This is a genomic window from Streptomyces sp. NPDC059166 (assembly GCF_042755185.1).
GTDB lineage: Bacteria > Actinomycetota > Actinomycetes > Streptomycetales > Streptomycetaceae > Streptomyces.
The window spans coordinates 222,782-241,739 of the sequence record NZ_JBHZCI010000003.1 but is presented as its reverse complement, the minus strand read 5'-3'; the positions used below and the strand labels follow the sequence as shown (position 1 = coordinate 241,739).

Annotated in this window: 17 protein-coding genes; 3 read left to right on the top strand and 14 right to left on the bottom strand. The window is 73.1% G+C overall.

The features are described 5' to 3' along the window. Positions 1-59: 59 nt before the first annotated feature. The 8 genes from ACFXOA_RS03835 to infC all read right to left on the bottom strand — a co-directional run bounded on the left by ACFXOA_RS03835 (position 60) and on the right by infC (position 9,377). Positions 60-1,403 (bottom strand): transcriptional regulator, encoded by a 1,344-nt coding sequence (locus ACFXOA_RS03835; RefSeq protein ID WP_385021974.1) that lies wholly within the window; start codon positions 1,401-1,403, stop codon positions 60-62. A 359-nt stretch (positions 1,404-1,762) separates the two neighbouring features. Continuing rightward, a complete protein-coding gene (pheT, locus tag ACFXOA_RS03830) occupies positions 1,763-4,273 on the bottom strand; it encodes a phenylalanine--tRNA ligase subunit beta (protein ID WP_385021971.1) in 2,511 nt (836 codons plus the stop codon). Then, positions 4,273-5,400: a phenylalanine--tRNA ligase subunit alpha gene (pheS, locus tag ACFXOA_RS03825; protein ID WP_385021968.1), complete on the bottom strand. Its 1,128-nt coding sequence runs from the start codon at positions 5,398-5,400 to the stop codon at positions 4,273-4,275. Before pheS ends, pheT begins: the two co-directional genes overlap by 1 nt. A gap of 169 nt (positions 5,401-5,569) precedes the next feature. Then, positions 5,570-6,724, bottom strand: a complete 1,155-nt coding sequence (locus ACFXOA_RS03820) for an ATP-binding protein (RefSeq protein ID WP_385021965.1) — start codon at positions 6,722-6,724, stop codon at positions 5,570-5,572. A gap of 134 nt (positions 6,725-6,858) precedes the next feature. Beyond that, entirely contained in the window at positions 6,859-7,701 is an 843-nt protein-coding gene (locus ACFXOA_RS03815; protein WP_385021962.1) for a TrmH family RNA methyltransferase, read from the bottom strand. Between the two features lie 153 nt (positions 7,702-7,854). Continuing rightward, positions 7,855-8,238, bottom strand: a complete 384-nt coding sequence (gene rplT, locus ACFXOA_RS03810; protein WP_003970214.1) for a 50S ribosomal protein L20 — start codon at positions 8,236-8,238, stop codon at positions 7,855-7,857. Between the two features lie 116 nt (positions 8,239-8,354). Further along, positions 8,355-8,549 carry a 50S ribosomal protein L35 gene (rpmI, locus tag ACFXOA_RS03805; protein ID WP_030191890.1) on the bottom strand — a complete coding sequence of 65 codons (195 nt, stop codon included), beginning with the start codon at positions 8,547-8,549 and terminating at the stop codon, positions 8,355-8,357. Between the two features lie 120 nt (positions 8,550-8,669). Continuing rightward, on the bottom strand, positions 8,670-9,377 hold the full coding sequence (infC, locus tag ACFXOA_RS03800; protein ID WP_385021959.1) for a translation initiation factor IF-3: 708 nt from the start codon (positions 9,375-9,377) through the stop codon (positions 8,670-8,672). 351 nt (positions 9,378-9,728) lie between these two features. On the opposite strand from infC, the gene ACFXOA_RS03795 reads away from it, so the two are divergent. Further along, positions 9,729-10,094, top strand: a complete 366-nt coding sequence (locus ACFXOA_RS03795) for a DUF1844 domain-containing protein (protein WP_385021956.1) — start codon at positions 9,729-9,731, stop codon at positions 10,092-10,094. Between the two features lie 56 nt (positions 10,095-10,150). On the opposite strand, the gene ACFXOA_RS03790 is transcribed toward ACFXOA_RS03795, so the two are convergent. After that, complete coding sequence (locus ACFXOA_RS03790) at positions 10,151-10,879, bottom strand: SseB family protein (protein WP_385021953.1); 729 nt, start codon at positions 10,877-10,879, stop codon at positions 10,151-10,153. Positions 10,880-10,965: 86 nt separating this feature from the next. Between ACFXOA_RS03790 and ACFXOA_RS03785 the strand changes: the two genes are divergently transcribed. Then, entirely contained in the window at positions 10,966-11,871 is a 906-nt protein-coding gene (locus tag ACFXOA_RS03785) for a serine hydrolase (RefSeq protein ID WP_385021950.1), read from the top strand. Positions 11,872-11,944: 73 nt separating this feature from the next. On the opposite strand, the gene mycP is transcribed toward ACFXOA_RS03785, so the two are convergent. Both mycP and ACFXOA_RS03775 read right to left on the bottom strand, forming a co-directional pair. Then, positions 11,945-13,183 carry a type VII secretion-associated serine protease mycosin gene (gene mycP / locus ACFXOA_RS03780; protein ID WP_385021947.1) on the bottom strand — a complete coding sequence of 413 codons (1,239 nt, stop codon included), beginning with the start codon at positions 13,181-13,183 and terminating at the stop codon, positions 11,945-11,947. After that, a complete protein-coding gene (locus ACFXOA_RS03775) occupies positions 13,180-14,046 on the bottom strand; it encodes a hypothetical protein (protein ID WP_385021944.1) in 867 nt (288 codons plus the stop codon). Before ACFXOA_RS03775 ends, mycP begins: the two co-directional genes overlap by 4 nt. A 497-nt stretch (positions 14,047-14,543) precedes the next feature. Here ACFXOA_RS03775 and ACFXOA_RS03770 point away from each other — a divergent pair, with 497 nt between their 5' ends. Beyond that, positions 14,544-15,746, top strand: a complete 1,203-nt coding sequence (locus ACFXOA_RS03770; protein ID WP_385021941.1) for an amino acid deaminase/aldolase — start codon at positions 14,544-14,546, stop codon at positions 15,744-15,746. A gap of 94 nt (positions 15,747-15,840) precedes the next feature. Here the strand turns inward: ACFXOA_RS03770 and ACFXOA_RS03765 are convergent, their stop codons facing one another. From ACFXOA_RS03765 to ACFXOA_RS03755, 3 genes are read right to left on the bottom strand one after another with little or no spacing between them, the layout of a single operon-like run. Further along, positions 15,841-16,758, bottom strand: coding sequence for a DUF2510 domain-containing protein (locus ACFXOA_RS03765; protein WP_385021938.1), 918 nt, complete (start codon positions 16,756-16,758; stop codon positions 15,841-15,843). Between the two features lie 33 nt (positions 16,759-16,791). Next, positions 16,792-17,583, bottom strand: a complete 792-nt coding sequence (locus ACFXOA_RS03760) for a 3-oxoacyl-ACP reductase (RefSeq protein ID WP_385021935.1) — start codon at positions 17,581-17,583, stop codon at positions 16,792-16,794. 6 nt (positions 17,584-17,589) lie between these two features. Continuing rightward, entirely contained in the window at positions 17,590-18,954 is a 1,365-nt protein-coding gene (locus ACFXOA_RS03755) for an aldehyde dehydrogenase family protein (RefSeq protein ID WP_385021932.1), read from the bottom strand. Between the last annotated feature and the right edge of the window lie 4 nt (positions 18,955-18,958).

Genomic DNA, 18,958 nt, shown 5'->3' with positions numbered 1-18,958 from the left:
CAATATCGGAGCAGGGTCCGCCCCCGTGAGGGAACGTCCGCCGGGGGCTGGAATGGGGCTCACAGGGGCACGCGGAGCGCTCCGTCGATGAGGCCCGCCGCCGCCTCTGCCTCGGCGCAGCCGCTCGCCGCCAGATGTTCCCGTACCGAACGGAGCCGGTCCCGCAGCCGCTGCGACTCCATGCCCCGGGCGCGTTCGGCCATTTCGCGGGCCGTGCCGGCCGCCCTGTCCGCCTCGCCCTGGAGGAGTTCGAGATGGGCGAGCAGGGCGAGGCGGTGCACGGCGCCCCGGTCGTGCGCCGGGGCGCGTACGGCCGTCGTCGCGTGCTCCCGGGCCCCGGAGAGGTCCCCGAGGCGCAACAGGGCCTCCGCCACCTGGATGTTGACGAGGCCCGGCTGGACGTACCCGGTCTCGTCCGGTTCGCCGCCGCTGCGGATGAGACCGGCCTCGGCCTCGGCGTGGCGGATGCACTCCAGGGCGGATCGCTGGTCCCCGAGCCGGGCGTAGGCCTTGGCCTGCATCGCGTGCAGATCGGCGGCCAGGGCCGGGGTGATGTGCGGGCCGGCCGCGCGCAGGGCGGCCTCGGCGAAGGCCACGGACCGGCGGTACTCGGCCAGGTGGAGCGACTGGTTCACGAGCAGGGCGATCACGTAGCCGCCGAGCCCCCGGTCCCCGCTCGCCTTGGCGAGGCGCAGGGCCTGGTGGAAGTAGCGCTGGGCGAGCCCGTGGGCGTCGGAGTCGTAGGCGCAGATGCCCGCGACGGCCACCAGGCCCGCGGTCGCGCGGTGCAGCTGCCGGCCCGTGGCGTCGCTGTACCCGCCACGCAGCAGCGGGGCGGTCTCGGCGTTGAGGAAGCCGACGACACGGGACCGCGTCGCGATGCCGCCCGCCTTCCGGTACATCTGCTCGTAGTGGGCGCGGGCGGCACGGAGCATCGCTATGTCCGTCGCGGTCACGCGGGCGGGCCCCGGACGGGAGACGTCGGTGTCCTCGGGCGGGTTCTCCCACTCCCAGACCGGCATCACGGCCGTGGTTCCCGACACGGCCGGGGCCGCGGCGAGGTGCGGGCGCTGCTGCTCGTCGGAGCGCCAGAGCGCGGTGGCGTGCTCGACGAACCCGGGGAGTCCGGCGCCGTGGGACTCGGTGGCACGTGTCCCCTCCACGCCCATCCCGATGTCGTCGAGCGTGACGGGCCGGTCCAGCCGCGCCGCGAGCACCTCGCAGATCAGGTCCGGGACCTGCCCACGTGGGCGCTGTCCTCTGAGCCAGCGGGCGACCGCCGTGTGCTCGTACCTGAGGGACAGCCCACGGGCACGGCCGGCCTGGTTGACCCGGCCGGCGAGACCGGCGCGGGACACACCCGCCTCGTCGATCAGGGATTCGAGCAGGACGTTGGGCTCCATTGCCCCCCCCATGTGCGTGTCGCAATGAGCCTAGTGGAGCACGGTTCACACGGGGTGTGAACGCAATGCCCGAACCGTCCCGCTGTGCACTCTGCCGCGCCGGGCCGGCGCTCGCTTGAATAAGTGCCTCGCAAGAGGCGGCCGGGTCGTCGGCTCCCCCTCGTAAAGTCTGACGACCCGCACCCGCGCCGACCGTCCTGCCGGCCTGCCCGACACTCCGTGGCAGGGCGGGAGGCGCCGGACCGTACGGCCCACTGCCCCGATGACAGACGGGTCCGCGTACGGTCCACACACCGCCCGGCGAGAGCAGAAGGGGCGTATCCGGTGGCCGGATACGCCCCTTCTCAGCTCCGGGGTGACTACGCCCCGCGCAGCACCGCGCCGGTACGCTCGGCGGCCAGGGCCACCGCGGCGTCACGGGCGGCCGTGGCCTCCTCGACGGTCAGCGTGCGGTCCGGGGCACGGAATCGCAGCGCGTACGCCAGGGACTTGTTCCCCTCACCGATCTGCTCGCCGGTGAAGACGTCGAACAGCCTCAGCGACTCGAGGAGGTCGCCTGCGCCCTCGCGCAGCGCCTTCTCCACCGAGTCCGCGGTGACCTCCGTGGACACGACGAGCGCGACGTCCTGGGTCGCCACCGGGAAGGTGGAGATCCGGGGTGCCTGGAGCGCGCCGTCGACGGCCCGCTCCAGGACGTCCAGCTCGACCTCCGCGGCACAGGTCCGCTCGGGCAGGTGGAGCGCCTTGACGACCCGCGGGTGCAGTTCGCCCGCGTGTCCGAAGAGGGTCTCCTCGCCGTTCACCGTGACGTACAGCGCGGCGCACCGGCCGGGGTGCCACGGTGCGTGCCGGTCGGCGCGGACGGTGACCTCCACGCCCGCCTCGGCCGCGACGGTACGGGCCGCCTCGACGGCGTCCGCCCAGGTGGCGGGGCGTCCCGTGCCCCACCAGCCGGCCTGCTCGCGGGCGCCCGCTAGGACGACGGCGGCGCGGCGCGGCTGGCGCGGGAGCGCGGCGTCCAGTCCGGCGATCTCCTCGTCGGTGGGACGGCGGTCGACCGGGAGGCGTACGGCCTTGGTCTCCTCGCCGGTCGGCCTGAACACCAGGCCCGTCTCGAAGAGCGCCAGGTCGTGGCTGCCCCGGCCGTCGTTGCGCCGCAGTGCGCCGAGAAGGCCCGGCAGCAGCGTGGTGCGCAGCGCGGGCTCCTCGTCGGACAACGGGTTGACGAGGGTGACCGTGCGGCGGCGGGCGTCGTCCTTCTCCAGGCCGAGCTGGTCGAGGACGGCGTCACCGATGAACGGGTAGCTGAGCGCCTCGACGTAACCGGCACCGGCGAGGGCTCGGCCGACGCGGCGGTGCAGCCGCTGCCGGTCGGTGAGCCCGCGGCCGGACGGCGGGGTCGGCAGGGTGGAGGGGAGGTTCTCGTACCCCTCGAGCCTGATGACCTCTTCGGCCAGGTCGTTGGGCTCGGCCAGGTCGGGGCGCCAGGAGGGCACCGTGACGATGAGCTCGTCCTGACCGTAGACGTCGCAGCCGACCTGCTGGAGGCGGCGTACGACGGTCTCGCGACCGTAGGCGACACCGGCCACCCGGTCGGGGTGGTTCGCGGGCATCGCGATGCTGCGGGGCGCCGAGGGGGCGCTGATCTCGGTGACCCCGGCTTCGGCGGTGCCGCCGGCGAGGAGGACCAGCAGGTCCACCGTGCGCTGCGCGGCGGCGGCCGCCGCCTGCGGGTCGACGCCGCGCTCGAAGCGCTTGGACGCCTCCGAGCTGAGCCTGTGGCGTCGCGCGGTGCGGGCGATGGCGATCGCGTCGAAGTGCGCGGCCTCGATGACGACCTCGGTGGTCCCGGTGTCCTCGGCGTGGTCGGCGATCTCGGTGTCGGCGCCGCCCATCACACCGGCGAGGCCGATGGGACCCCGGTCGTCGGTGATGACCAGGTCCTGGGCGTCGAGGATCCGCTTGGCGCCGTCGAGCGTGGTGAGCTTCTCGCCCTGCTGGGCGCGGCGCACACCGATCGTTCCCTGGACGCGGGTGCGGTCGTAGGCGTGGAGCGGCTGGCCGAGCTCGAGCATCACGTAGTTGGTGATGTCGACGGCGAGCGAGACGCTGCGCATCCCGGCCTTCTGCAGCCTGCGCTGCATCCAGATCGGGGAGCGGGCCTCGGGCCGCAGACCGGTGACCGTGCGCGCGGTGAAGTTGCCGCATCCGATCGGGTCGGACACCTTCACCGGGTAGCCGTGCGCGTTGGGCGGCGGTACGTCCAGGAGCGCGGGGTCGCGCAGCGGCAGCCCGTACGCGGTGGCGGTCTCGCGGGCGACGCCGCGCATGGACAGGCAGTAGCCGCGGTCCGGGGTGACGGCGATGTCGAGGACCTCGTCGACGAGCTCCAGGAGCTCGATCGCGTCGGTGCCGGGCTCGTACTCGGGCGGCAGCACGATGATGCCGTGCGTGCCGTCGTCGCCCATGCCGAGCTCGTCGGTGGAGCAGATCATGCCGTGCGACGTCTTGCCGTACGTCTTGCGGGCGGCGATCGCGAAGTCGCCGGGCAGCACCGCGCCCGGCAGGACCACGACGACCTTGTCGCCGACGGAGAAGTTGCGGGCGCCGCAGACGATCTCCTGCGGTTCGCCGGTGCCGTTCGCGGTGCCGACGTCGACGGTGCAGAAGCGGATGGGCTTCTTGAAGCCCTCCAGCTCCTCGATGGTCAGGACCTGCCCGACGACCAGGGGGCCCTTGAGGCCCGCACCGGTCTGCTCGACGGTCTCGACCTCGAGGCCCACGGACACGAGCTTGGCCTGTACGTCACGGCCGGTCTCCGTCGCCGGCAGGTCGACGTACTCCCGCAGCCAGGAAAGCGGGACGCGCATCAGATCTCCATCCCGAACGGCCGGGTGAACCGGACGTCACCCTCGACCATGTCTCGCATGTCCTCTACGTTGTGGCGGAACATCAGCATCCGCTCGATGCCGAACCCGAAGGCGAATCCGCTGTACTTCTCGGGGTCCACGCCGCAGGCGACGAGCACCTTGGGGTTGACCATGCCGCAGCCGCCGAGCTCGATCCAGCCCTCGCTGCCGCAGGTGCGGCAGGGACGGTCCGGGTTGCCGACGGACTCGCCGCGGCAGACGTAGCAGACCATGTCCATCTCGGCGGACGGCTCGGTGAAGGGGAAGAAGTTCGGACGCAGCCGGGTCTTCATGTCCGGGCCGAAGAGCGCCTGGACCATGTGGTCGAGGGTGCCCTTGAGGTCCGCCATGGTGAGGCCCTCGTCGACGGCGAGCAGCTCGATCTGGTGGAAGACCGGGGTGTGCGTGGCGTCGAGCTCGTCGGTGCGGTAGACCCTGCCCGGGCACACCACGTAGACGGGGGGCTTGCGGCTGAGCAGCGAGCGGGCCTGCACCGGCGAGGTGTGGGTACGCAGCACGACGCCGGACTCGTCGTTCCTGGCGCCGTCGGCGCCCTGGACGAAGAAGGTGTCCTGCATCTGCCGGGCCGGGTGGTCCGGCACGAAGTTCAGGGCGTCGAAGTTGAACCACTCGGCCTCGACCTCGGGGCCCTCGGCGATCTCGTAGCCCATGGCCACGAAGACGTCGGCGACGCGCTCCATGATGGTCGTGAGCGGGTGCCTCGCACCGGCCGGGGTGCGGTCGTAGGGCAGCGTGACGTCCACGGCCTCCTCGACGAGCACCCGGGCGTCACGCTCGGCCTCCAGCTCGGCCTGGCGGGCGGCCAGCGCCTTGGAGACGGCGCCGCGGGCCATGCCCACGCGCTTGCCGGCCTCCGCCTTGGCCTGGGGCGGCAGGGCGCCGATCTCCCGGTTGGCGAGCGACAGGGGCGAGGTACCACCGGTGTGCGCGGTCTTCGCCTGGGCGAGCGCGTCGAGGTCGCCGGCGGCGGCGAAGGCGGCGAACGCCTCGTCCCGCATGCGCTCGATCTCTTCCGGTTTCAGTGCCTCGACCTCGACTGGGTCGTACGACTTGTTCGGTGCCGACATCTCTTCCCGTGCTTCCGATTGGCTGGTGGCGACCCTGACTCGACGACTGAGGACGCAGAGGTGCCAGAAGTCGAGTCTACGGGCCGACGGGAGGCGAAGGAGCCCGCGGGCCGTCCAGGCCCGCCCGTCTCCCGCCGCCACCCCTGTCTGATTCGCTGTGCGAAACCCCTTATGTCAGGTAGCCCGGTGCGCTCACGGGCAGAATAAATCGGAACTCGGCGCCCCCGCCGGGCGCGCGGTCGACCGTGATGGTGCCGCCGTGGGCCTCGACGATGCCCTTGACGATGTAGAGGCCCAGCCCGGTGCCACCGCGCTTGCTCCCCCGCCAGAAGCGGGTGAAGACGCGGCTCATCGACTCCTCGGGGATGCCGGGTCCTTCGTCGCTCACGGTGACCTCCGTTCCGCTCTCGCCGGTCTTCCCCGGCGCGGGTGCGGGGGCGATGTCAATGGTGACGGTTCCCTCGCCGTGGCGCACCGCGTTTTCGAGGAGGTTGCCGAGTACCTGGTCGACCTTGTCCGGGTCCGCCCAGAGCGCCGGAAGCGGCTGCCGGGCGTGTACGAGGAAACGGTCCGGCGCCTGGCCGGTAGCGATCAGTGCCTGGACGTGGCGTTCGACGGCGGCGGAGACGTCCACGGGCTGGCGGCGCAGTTCCAGCCGCCCGGAGTCGATCCGGGAGATGTCGAGGAGTTCCGCGATGAGCCGGGTGACGCGGTTGGCGTCGGCGTCGACGGTCTCCAGCATCAGACGCTTCTGGTCGTCGGTGAACCGTTCCCACTTGGCCAGCAGGGTGGCGGTGAAGCCCTTCACCGAGGTCAGCGGTGAGCGGAGCTCGTGGGCGACCGTGGCGATCAGTTCGGCGTGGCTGAGTTCGTTGCGCCGTCGCGCCTCGGTGCCGCGCAGCGAGACGACGAGCCTGCGGACCGGGCCGGTGGGGGTCTCGCGCACGTACCGCGCGGAGACGAGGACCTCGCGGCCGCCGGGCAGCAGCAGATTGCGTTCGGGCTGGCCGACACGGATGGCGAGGCCTCCGTACGGGTCGGTCACATCCCACCAGCGCCGCCCCTTGAGGTCCTCCAGGGGCAGTGCCTGGCTCAGCGGCGATCCGAGTGCGGCCGACACGGGGGTCGCGGTGATCCGGGCGGCAGCCGCGTTGAAGCAGACGACGGTGCCGGTCTCGTCGGCGACGACCAGGCCGTCGGGCAGATCGTCCGGGGCGATGCCGGTGTACGGGTCCACCGCGGGTGGCGGGGTCCCGTTCTCGCCGGGGAGGGAGCGCACGGCGGCCAGGTGCGTCGCTCGCGGCCCGCTCATGCCGACAGCCATCTTCCCGTACCCCACCTCTCGAACCGGTGCAGTGGGCCCCCGAGTTGGTCACCCTACTAGGCGCCGGTGGTGGCGCGACACCCTCGGGGCGGGCCGCGGGCCGGTGTGGCCCGTACCGATCGGTGGGGCGTCGGTCAGGTCCGGGCGGTCCGCGGGCGCTGGGCCCGCGCGGAGGCGTACAGGCAGACCGCGGCGGCGGTGGCGAGGTTGAGGCTCTCGGCCTTCCCGTGGATCGGGACGCGGACGACGGCGTCGGCGAGCGCCCTGGTCTCCTCGGGCAGCCCCCATGCCTCGTTGCCGAAGACCCAGGCGGTGGGTCCGCCCATGGTGCCCGCGTCGAGCTCGTCGTCGAGATCGTCCTGTCCGGCCCCGTCGGCCGCCAGGATGCGCACCCCGGCGCCCCGCAGGCCGCTCACGGCCTGTTCGACGGGGACGCCGACGGCCACCGGGAGGTGGAAGAGCGAGCCGACCGAGGCGCGGACCGACTTGGGGTTGTAGAGGTCCACGGAGGCGTCGGTGAGCACGACTGCGTCCGCCCCGGCGGCGTCCGCGCAGCGCAGGACGGTGCCGGCGTTCCCCGGATCGCGTACATGGGCCAGTACGGCGACGAGGGTGGGCTTCGCCGCGAGGATGTCCTCGAACGGGGAGTCCAGGAAGCGGCAGACGCCGATGAGGCCCTGGGGGGTGACGGTCTGGGAGACGTCGGCGAGCACCTCGGCGTCCGCGAGGTGTACCCGCGCGCCCGCGGCACGGGCGGCGCCGATGATGTCGGCGTACCGGTCGGCGGCCTCGACGGTGGCGAAGAGTTCGGTGAGGGTGGGCTCGCCGTCACCGCCCCGGTGGGTGGCGGCCTCCCGCACGGCCTGCGGCCCCTCGGCGATGAATCTGCGCTCCTTGCCGCGGAAGTTGCGCCTGGCCAGTCGGCGTGCGGCGGCGATTCGCGGCGATCGGGCGGAGATCAGTTCGGGGGTGCCCATGGTCGGCGGCGAGCCTCTCTGCGTATGTCGGCTTCTCTGCGTACGTTGATCCGCGTACGGCTGATGGCGTACGCGGCACGGGGTGCGACGCACCGGACCCGCAGACGGTACACGCCTGCGGGTCCGGTTGAGACGCTGGAAGTGCTGCCTGGATCAGGCGGCCTTCGGGGCGTTGACGTCGCTCGGGAGGGCCTTCTGGGCAACCTCGACGAGAGCGGCGAACGCGTTGGCGTCGTTGACCGCGAGCTCGGCCAGGATCTTGCGGTCCACCTCGATGTTGGCGGCCTTCAGACCCTGGATGAGGCGGTTGTACGTCATGCCGTTCTGGCGGGCGGCCGCGTTGATGCGCTGGATCCAGAGCTGACGGAAGTCGCCCTTGCGCTTCTTGCGGTCGTTGTAGTTGTAGACCAGGGAGTGGGTGACCTGCTCCTTGGCCTTGCGGTACAGGCGCGAACGCTGACCGCGGTAACCGCTGGCGGCCTCGAGGATCGCCCGGCGCTTCTTGTGGGCGTTTACCGCCCGCTTGACGCGTGCCACTTTTAACTCCTTGCAGCGGGGCCGGGTGGTCGTAGTCCTGACTCACCCCGACCCGGAAACGAATGGGTCCCGGTCGGATCGAGGTCGCGTCCCCGGCGTCAGCCGGAGACGGCGCCTCACTTGCCGAGAAGCTTCTTGATCTTCTTGGCGTCGGCCGGAGCCGCGACGACCGTGCCGGTCAGCGAGCGGGTCTTCTTGGACGACTTGTGCTCGAGCAGGTGGCGCTTGCCGGCCCTCTCGCGCAGCACCTTGCCGGAGCCGGTGATCTTGAACCGCTTGCTGGCACCGCTGTGCGTCTTGTTCTTCGGCATCGCGCCGTTATCTCCTCGTCAGTGGCGCCCCTCACGGTGCGGGCACCGGACTGCAGGGGCGTCAGATCTTTGGGTGGCTTCCGGGGGACCCGGGGGCGCCTGGATGGCCGCCCCCGGAGGTCACGCCTCGGAAGGTGTCTCGGCCGAAGCCTCGTCCGCTGCGGCCGGAGCCTCAGCGGTGTCACCCTCGGACTCGGCGTCAGGGGTGTTCCCCTGGCGACCGGCCTTCCGGGCTGCCTGGGCCTCGCGGGCTTCGGCCATGGCTTCGGTCTTCTTCTTGTGCGGGCCCAGAACCATGATCATGTTCCGGCCGTCCTGCTTCGGGTTGGACTCGATGAAACCGAGTTCCTCCACGTCCGAAGCGAGACGCTGGAGCAGTCGGAAGCCCAGCTCGGGACGGGACTGCTCACGACCACGGAACATGATCGTGATCTTGACCTTGTCCCCCTGCTTGAGGAACCGGACGACGTGACCCTTCTTGGTGTCGTAGTCGTGCGGGTCGATCTTCGGCCGGAGCTTCATCTCCTTGATGACCGTGTGCGCCTGGTTCTTGCGCGCCTCACGGGCCTTCATGGCCGACTCGTACTTGAACTTCCCGTAGTCCATGAGCTTGCACACGGGGGGACGGGCTGTCGCCGCCACCTCGACCAGGTCGAGGTCGTACTCCTGTGCGAGCTCCAGGGCCTTGGCAAGCGGAACAATCCCGACCTGCTCGCCGCTGGGACCGACAAGTCGCACCTCGGGAACGCGAATCCGGTCGTTGATGCGGGGCTCGGCGCTGATGGATCCTCCTCGGTAGCACCACGTGACCGCCTGGCGGACAGCCACGTAACGTCTTCTAGTGAGACCAACCGAGCCGGGAAACCACAAAAGCCCCGGACGGGACACAGGCGGGGCTCCTGGAACTACCGGAACACCGCAGCGTCAACCGCGGGGCGCTATCGGGCGGCCCCATCGTCCGTACGGAACGATGGCTGCCACCTGACCGGTGACCCGCCGTCCGCGAGGACGGTCAGGTGGGAGATCGGAGCCTCCACTTGTGGGCCGAGCACATAGGTGTCCGGCCGGTCGTTACACAAGGCTAGCAGCCCGCCCGCGTGTGCGCTAATCCCCTGTCTCCCGTCCCTCCCGCCGCTCCCGCGGGAGGGACGCCGGCGGCCTGGCCTTATCGTGTGGGGCATGAGCGACTCGACCACTCCCAGCACCGAGAACCCCGGCTTCGACGACATGGCCCGCGACATCGCGGAGGTTCCCGCGGTCGAGGTGATCGTGACCGTCGCCGTCAACCTGATGAGCGCGGCGGCCGTGAAGCTCGGCCTGACCGAGGAGGGCGAGCAGCACAAGGACCTCGACGAGGCCCGCAAGCTGGTGCAGGCGCTGGCCGGGCTGCTGGACGCGAGCGCGACCGAGATCAGCACCTTCCACGCCTCTCCCCTGCGCGACGGCCTGAAGTCGCTCCAGCTGGCCTTCCGTGAGGCATCGCTCGTACCGGACGAGCCGGGCAAGGGCCCGGGCGAGAAGTACACCGGTCCCGTCTACGGCTGATCCCGCGGCACGACGCGCGAGCCCGCCACCCGCGAGGGGTGGCGGGCTCGTCCGCGTCAGCGGCTGAACAGCGCGGGACCCGGGGCCCGCGCGTCGGCGGGCAGGAGGGCCAGATCGATCCCGCGTACCAGCCGCGCGCGGAGCACCTCGCTGGCGGAGAGCGCGTCGGCGACCCGCCGCGCGGCTTCGGCGGCGACGGCGTCCGGGGCGAGGACGAGGGCGAGCGTGCCGTCGGCCCGGCCCGGTCCGAGATGGGCCCGGAGCACCGCGGGTTCGGCCTCGGCCGCCTCACGGACCGCCCGGACCACCGCCGGGTCGTCGAGCGGGTCGGCGCTCGTCCGGTTCTCGGCGAGGGCGAGCAGGGCCGGACCGGTGAGCTCGAACGCGACCGGGCCGGCCAGGTCCAGCACCACGGTGTCGGCCTTCTCGTGGGCGGCTGCCTGGAGTGCCTGGTGCAGGGGTACGGCTACGGGGCGTGCCTCCGGGTCCCACAGGGCCAGCGAGGCGGTGGAGGTGAAGGCGGGCAAGGCGCGCCGGTCACCGGCCTGCAGGGTCGGTACCGCCATGTCGCTGGTCTTCTCGCGGCGCAGACCGTTCCCGTCCTCCTCGACCTCGCCGAGGACGGCGACGACCGGCACGAGGAGCCGTGCGTCCCGGAGGGCGGCGAGGACCGGGCCGGCCGCCGTCCGGTCCGCCGACCAGGCCGCGAGAGCCGCTGTCAGGGCAGGTGAGGCCGTGCCGTCGTCGTCGGAGAAACCGGAATCCGGGATGTTCTTGAGCGCCACACCACGAGCGTAGTGGGTCCGCGCTCTCACCCCGGCGACAGGTGGGGCACAGCCTGCTGCCAGGTGGGCTGCCTAGCGTCCGGCCCATGTCCCGCCACCGTTCGCGCAGGCCCGCGCTGCCCGCCCTCCTGACCACCGCCGTGCTGCTGGCCGGTTCCGCCGCGGGAGGTGCGTATCTGGTGGGTCGCCCGCCGGACGGCACGTCCGCGACCGTGGCCGCCGTATCGTCCGCGTCGAGCCCGCCCGCCGCGGCGGTCCCGAGCGAGGAGCCCGAGGTGGATCTGGACGCGGAGCTGGCGGGAGCGCTGGCGACCCTGGCGGACGGCGCGGACGTGTCGGTGGCCGTCCTGGACACCGGCAGCGGGGCCCGCGCCGTGTACGGGGACGACCCGTACGACACGGCCAGCATCGTCAAGGTGGACATCCTGGCGGCGCTGCTCCTGCGCGCACAGGACGAGGGCAGGGAGCTGAACGGCGCGGAGCACGCGTACGCGGAGGCCATGATCCGGCGCAGCGACAACGCCTCGGCGACCGCGCTGCTCAGGGCGGTCGGCGGGGAGGAGGCGCTCGACGCGGCCAACGAACGGCTGGGCCTGACCGGGACGACGGCCGCCCACGCCTGGGGCCTGACCCAGACCACGGCCGCGGACCAGGTGCGGCTGCTGGAGGCGGTGGACGGCGCGGACTCGCCGCTGTCGGCGGACTCGAGGGCCTACCTCACGGAGCTGATGGGCGAGGTGGAGGCGGACCAGCGGTGGGGGGTGTCGGCGGCGGGCACCGGCGCCGTGCTGAAGAACGGCTGGATGGCGCGGACGACGACGGGTCTCTGGGACATCAACAGCATCGGCCGTGTGGAGCGCGGCGGGCACACCCTGCTGGTGGCGGTCCTGTCGCGGGGGCACGCGACGAAGGAGGCGGGGGTGGATCTGGTCGAGTCCGTGGCCCGGGCCGCCGCCCGGGTGGCCGTCGGGGCGACGGAGGACGCCGAGTGACGGCGGCTGACACCGGCTGACGGCGGGTTACGGCGGGTGATGGCGGCTGACGGCGGGTGGCCGGACGGTCCGCTCAGCGTGGCGGGCCGGCGTGCCACGCGGCGTTCCCGCCGTCGCCGGCCCTGCCTGGGTTCCGGCCGCCGGGGTTCCTGCCGCGCCACAGCACGACGGCCGAGGCGAGGAGGACCGCCCCGAGACCTCCGGCGGTGGGGGCGAGCCAGTCGGCCGGCCCGCCGTGGCCCTCCGGCGCGGTGGGGCCCGTACCGAAGTACTCCTTGCGGTAACCGGCCTTGGCCGAGCGGGCGTTCAGGCCCTCGGGGCTGAGCTTCGCACCTGCGGCGATCGCGGCGGCGGGGTCGACGAGGCCGTAGCCTCTGGCGTCGTCCCGGCCGCCCTGGGGGGCATCGCGGGCGGTGTCGGCGAGCAGGGTCTTGATCTGTGCCGGGGAGAGCCCCGGGTGGGCGGCGCGCACCAGGGCGACCGCCCCGGAGACGAAGGCCGACGCGGCCGAGGTGCCCCACTCGATGTAGTAGTGCCGGTCGGGGTTGGCCACGACGATGTCGACGCCGGGCGCACTGACGGTGGCGTACCACCGCCGGGTGGAGAACGAGGCGTGTGTGCCGTACTTGTCGACGGCCGCCGCCGCGATCACCCCGGGATACGCGGCGGGGTAGGAGACCCTGTCCCCCTTCTCCCCGCCGTTGCCGGCCGAGGCGACGACGGAGACGCCCTTGGAGAGCGCGTACTGCACGGCGGAGTCCTCGCCGGGTTCGGGGTGTGCGGACTCGCTGTCGTCGCCGAGGGAGAGGTTGATGACGTCGGCGCCCTGGTCGGCGGCCCAGCGGATGCCGTCGGCGAGTGCGGTGCCGCGCGTGGCGCGGGCCTTGGCGCGCGAGGGGTCGCCGGACTCGAGGATCACCCGCACGGGCAGGATCCTGGCCTCCGGGGCAACACCGAGCACCCCGTCACCGCGTCCGGGGCCGCTGCCCCGGCCCGCGATGATGCCGGCCATCGCGGTGCCGTGCAGGGCCCATGAGCGGTCGCCGCGCCCGGCGCCGAAGCCGATGAGGTCCTTGCCGGGGAGTACCTGGCCGTCGAGGTCGGGGTGCCGGCCGTCGACCCCGGTGTCCAGGACCGCGACGGTGATGCCCTTGCCCTTGGTGGTCCGCCAGGCCGTCTCCGTGTGGAGGGCGTCCAGGGCCCACTGCTGGTCGCGGATGGCGTCCGCGTGCGCGGGCAGGGCGGGCAGCAGGGCGAAGGCGGCGGCCGTGGTGAGGGCGGCGAGAGACCGGAGCCGGCGGCGGCGGGTCATTCCGGCTTCTCCGCGAGTTCGGTGACGGTCCGGCGCATGGCGCGTTCCACCCGGTCCGCGACGCCCTTCGCCTCGTGGCCGAGGCCGGCCTGGGCGACGGCCGTGGTGGCTCCGGTGGCCATGGCCTCGGCGGCGGGCTGCGGCTCGGAGACCGTACGGCCGTCGGCGAAGCCGGACACGGAGAAGACGACTACGGGCACCTCGGTCAGGACGTGCACCGTCCAGCTGGCACGCTGCCGGTCGCCGAAGGCCGCGGCGGCGGTCCCGGCCACCGGGTAGGCGCGGGGCATCAGGTCGGCGCGGCCGGCGAGGTGCTGGGTCGTGAAGCGGGTGCTGAGCGTGTTCATCGCCTCGGTGTCCGCCTCGGTGAAGACCATGCCGACCGTGGTGACGTTGCTGCGCGTGGCGTCGGTGTAGGTGGCGCGGACCAGGCGTTCGCAGCCGACCGGGCCGAGCGCCTTCAGGAGGAGCGGGTCCAGGCCGGCGGCGCATCCGCTGTCGGGTGCCACGGCGATCCTGCTCCACACCCGGTCGGTGGCGCCGGGGCCCGCTCCGTCGCCCTTGAGGGTGGGAGGGAAGAGTTCGTCGACGGGCACGCTGTGCCAGGCGGAGCGACTCAGCGCGTACGCGTCCGCGCCGCCGCTGTCCGCGGAGGAGTCGCCGGTGAGCCAGCTCCCGGTGATCGCGCCGCCGATCAGGCCGAGGCCCAGCACCGCGCAGACCGCCGCCGCCGCGGTCCGTACCGGGCGCCGCGCCGGAACCGGCCGGAGCCTGGTGGTGGTCTCGGCCGGCGTCTCGGGATACGGAGGGTGGTAGGTGCCCGGCCGGGCAGGGGCGGTGCCGGGGCGCGGGGTGAGGTCCACCGCGCCGACGGGCCTGCGACGGGTCGCCGGGGGCGGCGGAACCGGAGGGTGGAGCGGGGCCGGCGGGACGGGGCGCAGCCGGGTGGTCGTCTCGACGGGCGGAGCCGGCGGGTGTGCCGGGGGCGCGGGAGGAGCCGCCGGGCGTGGGATCGCCGGGGCGGGAGGGGAGGGTTCGGCACGCGTGGCGGGCGGAGCGTGCGGCTCACCCGGCGGCGGGGCCCCGGGGGCCGCCTGGGGCAGGGGCTTCGCGGGCGGCTGCGGTGGGGAGGACGGGCGGGGTGGCACGGGAGCGCGCCGCGCTTCGGTACTCATCCGCCCCCCTGGTCCACGTCCCCGTACCGTCGGCGGACCGCGGCTCGCACGGGTCCCGCCGGTCGATCGTGTCCGCCACTCTACGGGGTGGACGGCATCCGGTGGGAACGGGACGGAGGGGGTGCGGGCGATCTGCACCCAACATCCCCCTACCCAGTGGTAGGGCCGTCTGGCAAGCTGCCGACATGACTGTCCGCGCCGCTGACCGGAGCCGCTACGACCGGGCCACCGCCCATCTCGACGCCCCCGTGGCCGTCGTCGACCTGGACGCCTTCGACGCCAACGCCGAGGATCTGGTGCGCCGGGCGGGCGGCAAGCCGGTCCGGGTGGCCAGCAAGTCGGTGCGCTGCCGCGCCCTGCTGGAGCGGGTGCTGGCCCGGCCGGGTTTCGCCGGGATCATGTCGTTCACCCTGGCGGAGTCGCTGTGGCTGGCCCGCGCGGGGTTCGACGACGTACTCCTGGCGTATCCGTCGGCCGACCGGTCCGCGTACGCGGAACTGGCCGCGGATCCCAAGCTCGCGGGGGCCGTGACGGTGATGATCGACGACCCGGCACAGTTGGAGCTGATCGACGCGGCACGGGCCGGCGGCGGTGAGGAGATCCGGGTCTGTCTGGAGCTGGACACCTCGCTGCAGCTGCTGGGCGGCCGGGTCCGGGTCGGCGCGTTGCGTTCACCTCTGCGCTCACCGGACCGACTGGCCGAGCTGGCGCGGTCGGTGGAGCGCCGTCCCGGTTTCCGCCTGGTGGGGCTGATGGCGTACGAGGGCCATGTGGCCGGTGTGGGCGACTCGGTGACGGGCCGGCCGCTGCGGTCACGGGCGATCCGGCTCATGCAGGCGGCGGCGCGCAGGGAGCTGGCCGTCCGGCGGGCCGAGGTCGTGCGGGCGGTCCGCGCGGTGGCACCCGGCCTCGAGTTCGTGAACGGCGGAGGCACGGGCAGCGTCCAGCACACGGCCGCCGAGGCGGCGGTGACCGAGATCGCGGCGGGATCGGGGCTCTACGCGCCGAGGCTCTTCGACAACTACACGTCGTTCAGGGCCCGTCCGGCCGCCCTGTTCGCCCAGCCGGTGGTGCGCAGGCCAGGGGTGGGCGTGGTGACGGTGCTGGGCGGCGGCTACCCGGCGTCCGGAGCCGCGGGCGCCGACCGGCTGCCGGTGCCGTATCTGCCGGAGGGGCTGCGCTACGACCCGCAGGAGGGCCCCGGCGAGGTCCAGACTCCGCTGCTGGGTACGGCGGCGGACGATCTGCTGATCGGTGACAAGGTGTGGTTCCGGCACGCCAAGGCCGGGGAGCTGTGCGAGCGGTTCGACGAGCTGCGGCTGATCGAGGGCGACCGGATCACCGCCACGGTGCCGACGTACCGGGGCGAGGGGCGCACCTTCCTCTAGGGCCCCTCGATCGGATCGTGCCGAGCTCGCGTGCCCTGGTGCCGCAACAGGCAGCGTCAGCCCTGCCGCGGCACCAGCACGGATCGGAGGAGTCTCAGGGTGCCAGGGTGCTGCCGACTCCCCCGTCGGTGGCGTCTCCGATCGGCCGGATGCCGCGGGTGAGGGTGTCCATGAGGGAGAGCGGAAGTTCGTCGCGGCCGGCGTCGAAGGCGAAGCGCACGATGACCGGCGTCCCGCTTCCCAGTGGGGAGGGGAAGACGAGCGACTGCACGTAGCCTCCGGGTCCCTTGCCGGTGGTGATCCGCCGGCGCACGAGGTAGCCGGTGCGTCCCGCCACGGTCACGGACCTGGAGGCGAGTTCGTTCTCGGAGCGGATGCCCCCGTGGGTGAGGTCGCCCGCGACGTCCTTCCCGTAGGCGCGGTCTGCGGCGGTCTCGACGTCCTCCTCGGCGATCGGCTTCATCTCCGTGAGGTCCGTGCCGCTGGCGGTCCGCACGGTGACCGTGCCGTGGTAGCAGAAGTCGCCGGAGTCGCCGGGGCAGGAGTAGGAGGCGGCCGTGCGCATGGTGGTGGCGTCGTCGAGGGTGTGCTCGGGCTTCTCCCAGCCGTCCGGGACGGGAATGGTCACCCCGTTGAGCTGGTCGACGAGCACCGCCGGATCCTCCTGACCGCCCGTGGTGGGCGACGGAGCCGCCGTGGACGCGGTGGGCGCGGGCGGGGCGCTGCTGCCTGCGGCGGGGCCGGCCTGCCCGGCGCCGCCCTCGTCGTCGCCCAGCACCAGGAAGCCGGTGACCGCCGCGGCGGTCACCGCCAGGCCGGCCGCCGCGAGGGCCGCGATGCGGGTGGTGCGGCCGCCGCCGTCCCGCACGGGGTGCCGGCCTGTGGGCGCCACGGGCAGCGGCTGGGTGGCGGCGGCCGTCCTGGTGTGGCCGGTCCAGGCCGCGCCGTCCCACCACCGCTCGGTGCCGGGCACGTTCACGTCCGGGTACCAGCCGGGCGGTGTCGTGTGCATGGCCCCACTGTAGGCGGCGGTCCGCAGGGGCCGTCAGTCCAGCGGTGTCACGTACGCCCCCGAGATTCCGCCGTCGACGAGGAAGTCGGTGGCGTTGACGAAGGAGGAGTCGTCGCTCGCGAGGAAGGCGACGGCCGCCGCGATCTCCGTCGCCTCGGCGAACCTGCCGAGGGGGATGTGCACGAGCCTGCGTGCCGCGCGCTCGGGGTCCTTGGCGAACAGTTCCTGGAGCAGCGGGGTGTTGACGGGCCCGGGGCAGAGCGCGTTGACCCGGATGCCCTCCCGGGCGAACTGGACCCCTAGTTCGCGGGACAGCGCGAGGACGCCGCCCTTGGACGCGGTGTAGGAGATCTGGGAGGTCGCGGCGCCCATCCTGGCCACGAAGGACGCGGTGTTGATGATGGAGCCGCGTCCCTGACGCCGCATGTAGGGCAGGGCGGCCTTGCAGCACAGGTAGACGGAGGTGAGGTTGACGTCCTGGACGCGCTTCCACGCGTCGAGCCCGGTCGTGAGGATGGAGTCGTCCTCGGGCGGTGAGATGCCCGCGTTGTTGAAGGCGATGTCGACGGAGCCGTAGGTCTCGTGAGCCGCGGCGAAGAGCGCCTCCACCTCGTCGGGGTCGGTGACGTCGACGCGTACGAAGGTGCCGCCCACCTCCTCGGCGGCGGCCCGTCCCGCGCTCTCGTCGATGTCGCCGCAGACGACGTGGGCGCCCTCCGAGGCGAGTCTGCGGGCGGTGGCGAGGCCGATTCCGCTGCCCGCGCCGGTGATGACGGCGGTGCGGCCGGTCAGACGGCGGCAGACGCCGCCGGTGTCGGTGCTCATGTGTGCTCAGGCCTCCGTGGCGATGAAGACGTTCTTGGTTTCGGTGAACGCCGCGAGGGCGTCGGGGCCCAGTTCGCGGCCGAGTCCGGACTGCTTGTAGCCGCCGAACGGAGTCCAGTAGCGGACCGCGGAATGGGAGTTGACGGAGAGGTTCCCCGCCCGGACGGCCTGGGAGACCCGCAGGGCGCGGCCGACGTCCCGCGTCCAGAGGGAGCCCGCGAGCCCGTAGGCGGTGGCGTTGGCGAGGCGTACGGCGTCCGCCTCGTCCTCGAAGGGCAGCACCACGGCGACCGGGCCGAACACCTCCTCGGTGGCGACCGGGGAGTCGGGGGCCGTCCCGGTGAGGACGGTCGGGGGGAACCAGAAGCCGGGACCGCTGGGCGCGGTGCCCCGGATGCCGTCCGCCGCCTCGGGTACGAGCGCGCGGACGCGCTCCAGCTGGGCCCGGGAGATGAGCGGCCCCATCTGGGTCTTCTCGTCCTCGGGGTCACCCACGACGACGGAGGAGACGGCCGGGAGGAGCAGTTCCAGGAACCGTTCGTACACGGTGCGCTGGACCAGGATGCGGGACCGGGCGCAGCAGTCCTGGCCGGCGTTGTCGAGGAAGGACATCGGCGCCGACGCCGCGGCGGCTTCGAGGTCGGCGTCCGCGAAGACGATGTTGGGGCTCTTGCCGCCGAGTTCGAGGGTCAGCCGCTTCATCCGGTCGGCGCACCTCGCCATGATCTGCTTCCCGACGCGGGTGGAACCGGTGAAGACGATCTTGGCAACGCCGGGGTGTTCGACCAGCGCGTTGCCGGCCACGTCGCCGGCGCCCGGGAGCACTTGGAAGAGGTGTTCGGGGAGGCCGGCGTCGAGGGCGAGCCCGGCCAGTTCCAGTGCGGTGAGCGGGGTGGTCTCGGCCGGCTTGAGCAGCACGGCGTTCCCCGCCGCGAGGGCGGGGGCGGCGCCCCAGGCGGCGATGGGCATGGGGAAGTTCCACGGTGCGATCACCCCGACGACGCCGAGCGGTTCGAGGAAGGTGAGGTCGACACCGCCCGGGACGGGGATCTGGCGTCCGGTCAGTCTCTCCACTCCCCCGGCCGCGTAGTCCAGGAGGTCACGGACGTTGGCGGCCTCCCAGCGGGCGTTGCCGAGGGTGTGGCCGGCTTCGGTGACCTCCAGCCGGGCCAGCCGTTCCACGTTCTCGTCCACGAGGACGGCGAAGCGGCGCAGCAGCCGGGCGCGGTCGGCGGGGGCGAGGGCGGCCCAGGTCCGCTGGGCGGTGGTGGCGCGGGCGACCGCCGCGTCCACCTCGGCGGCGGTGGTGGCGGGGACGACGGCGACGAGTTCCTCGGTCGCCGGGTTGAGGACGCGGTGTTCGGTGGTCAAGGTG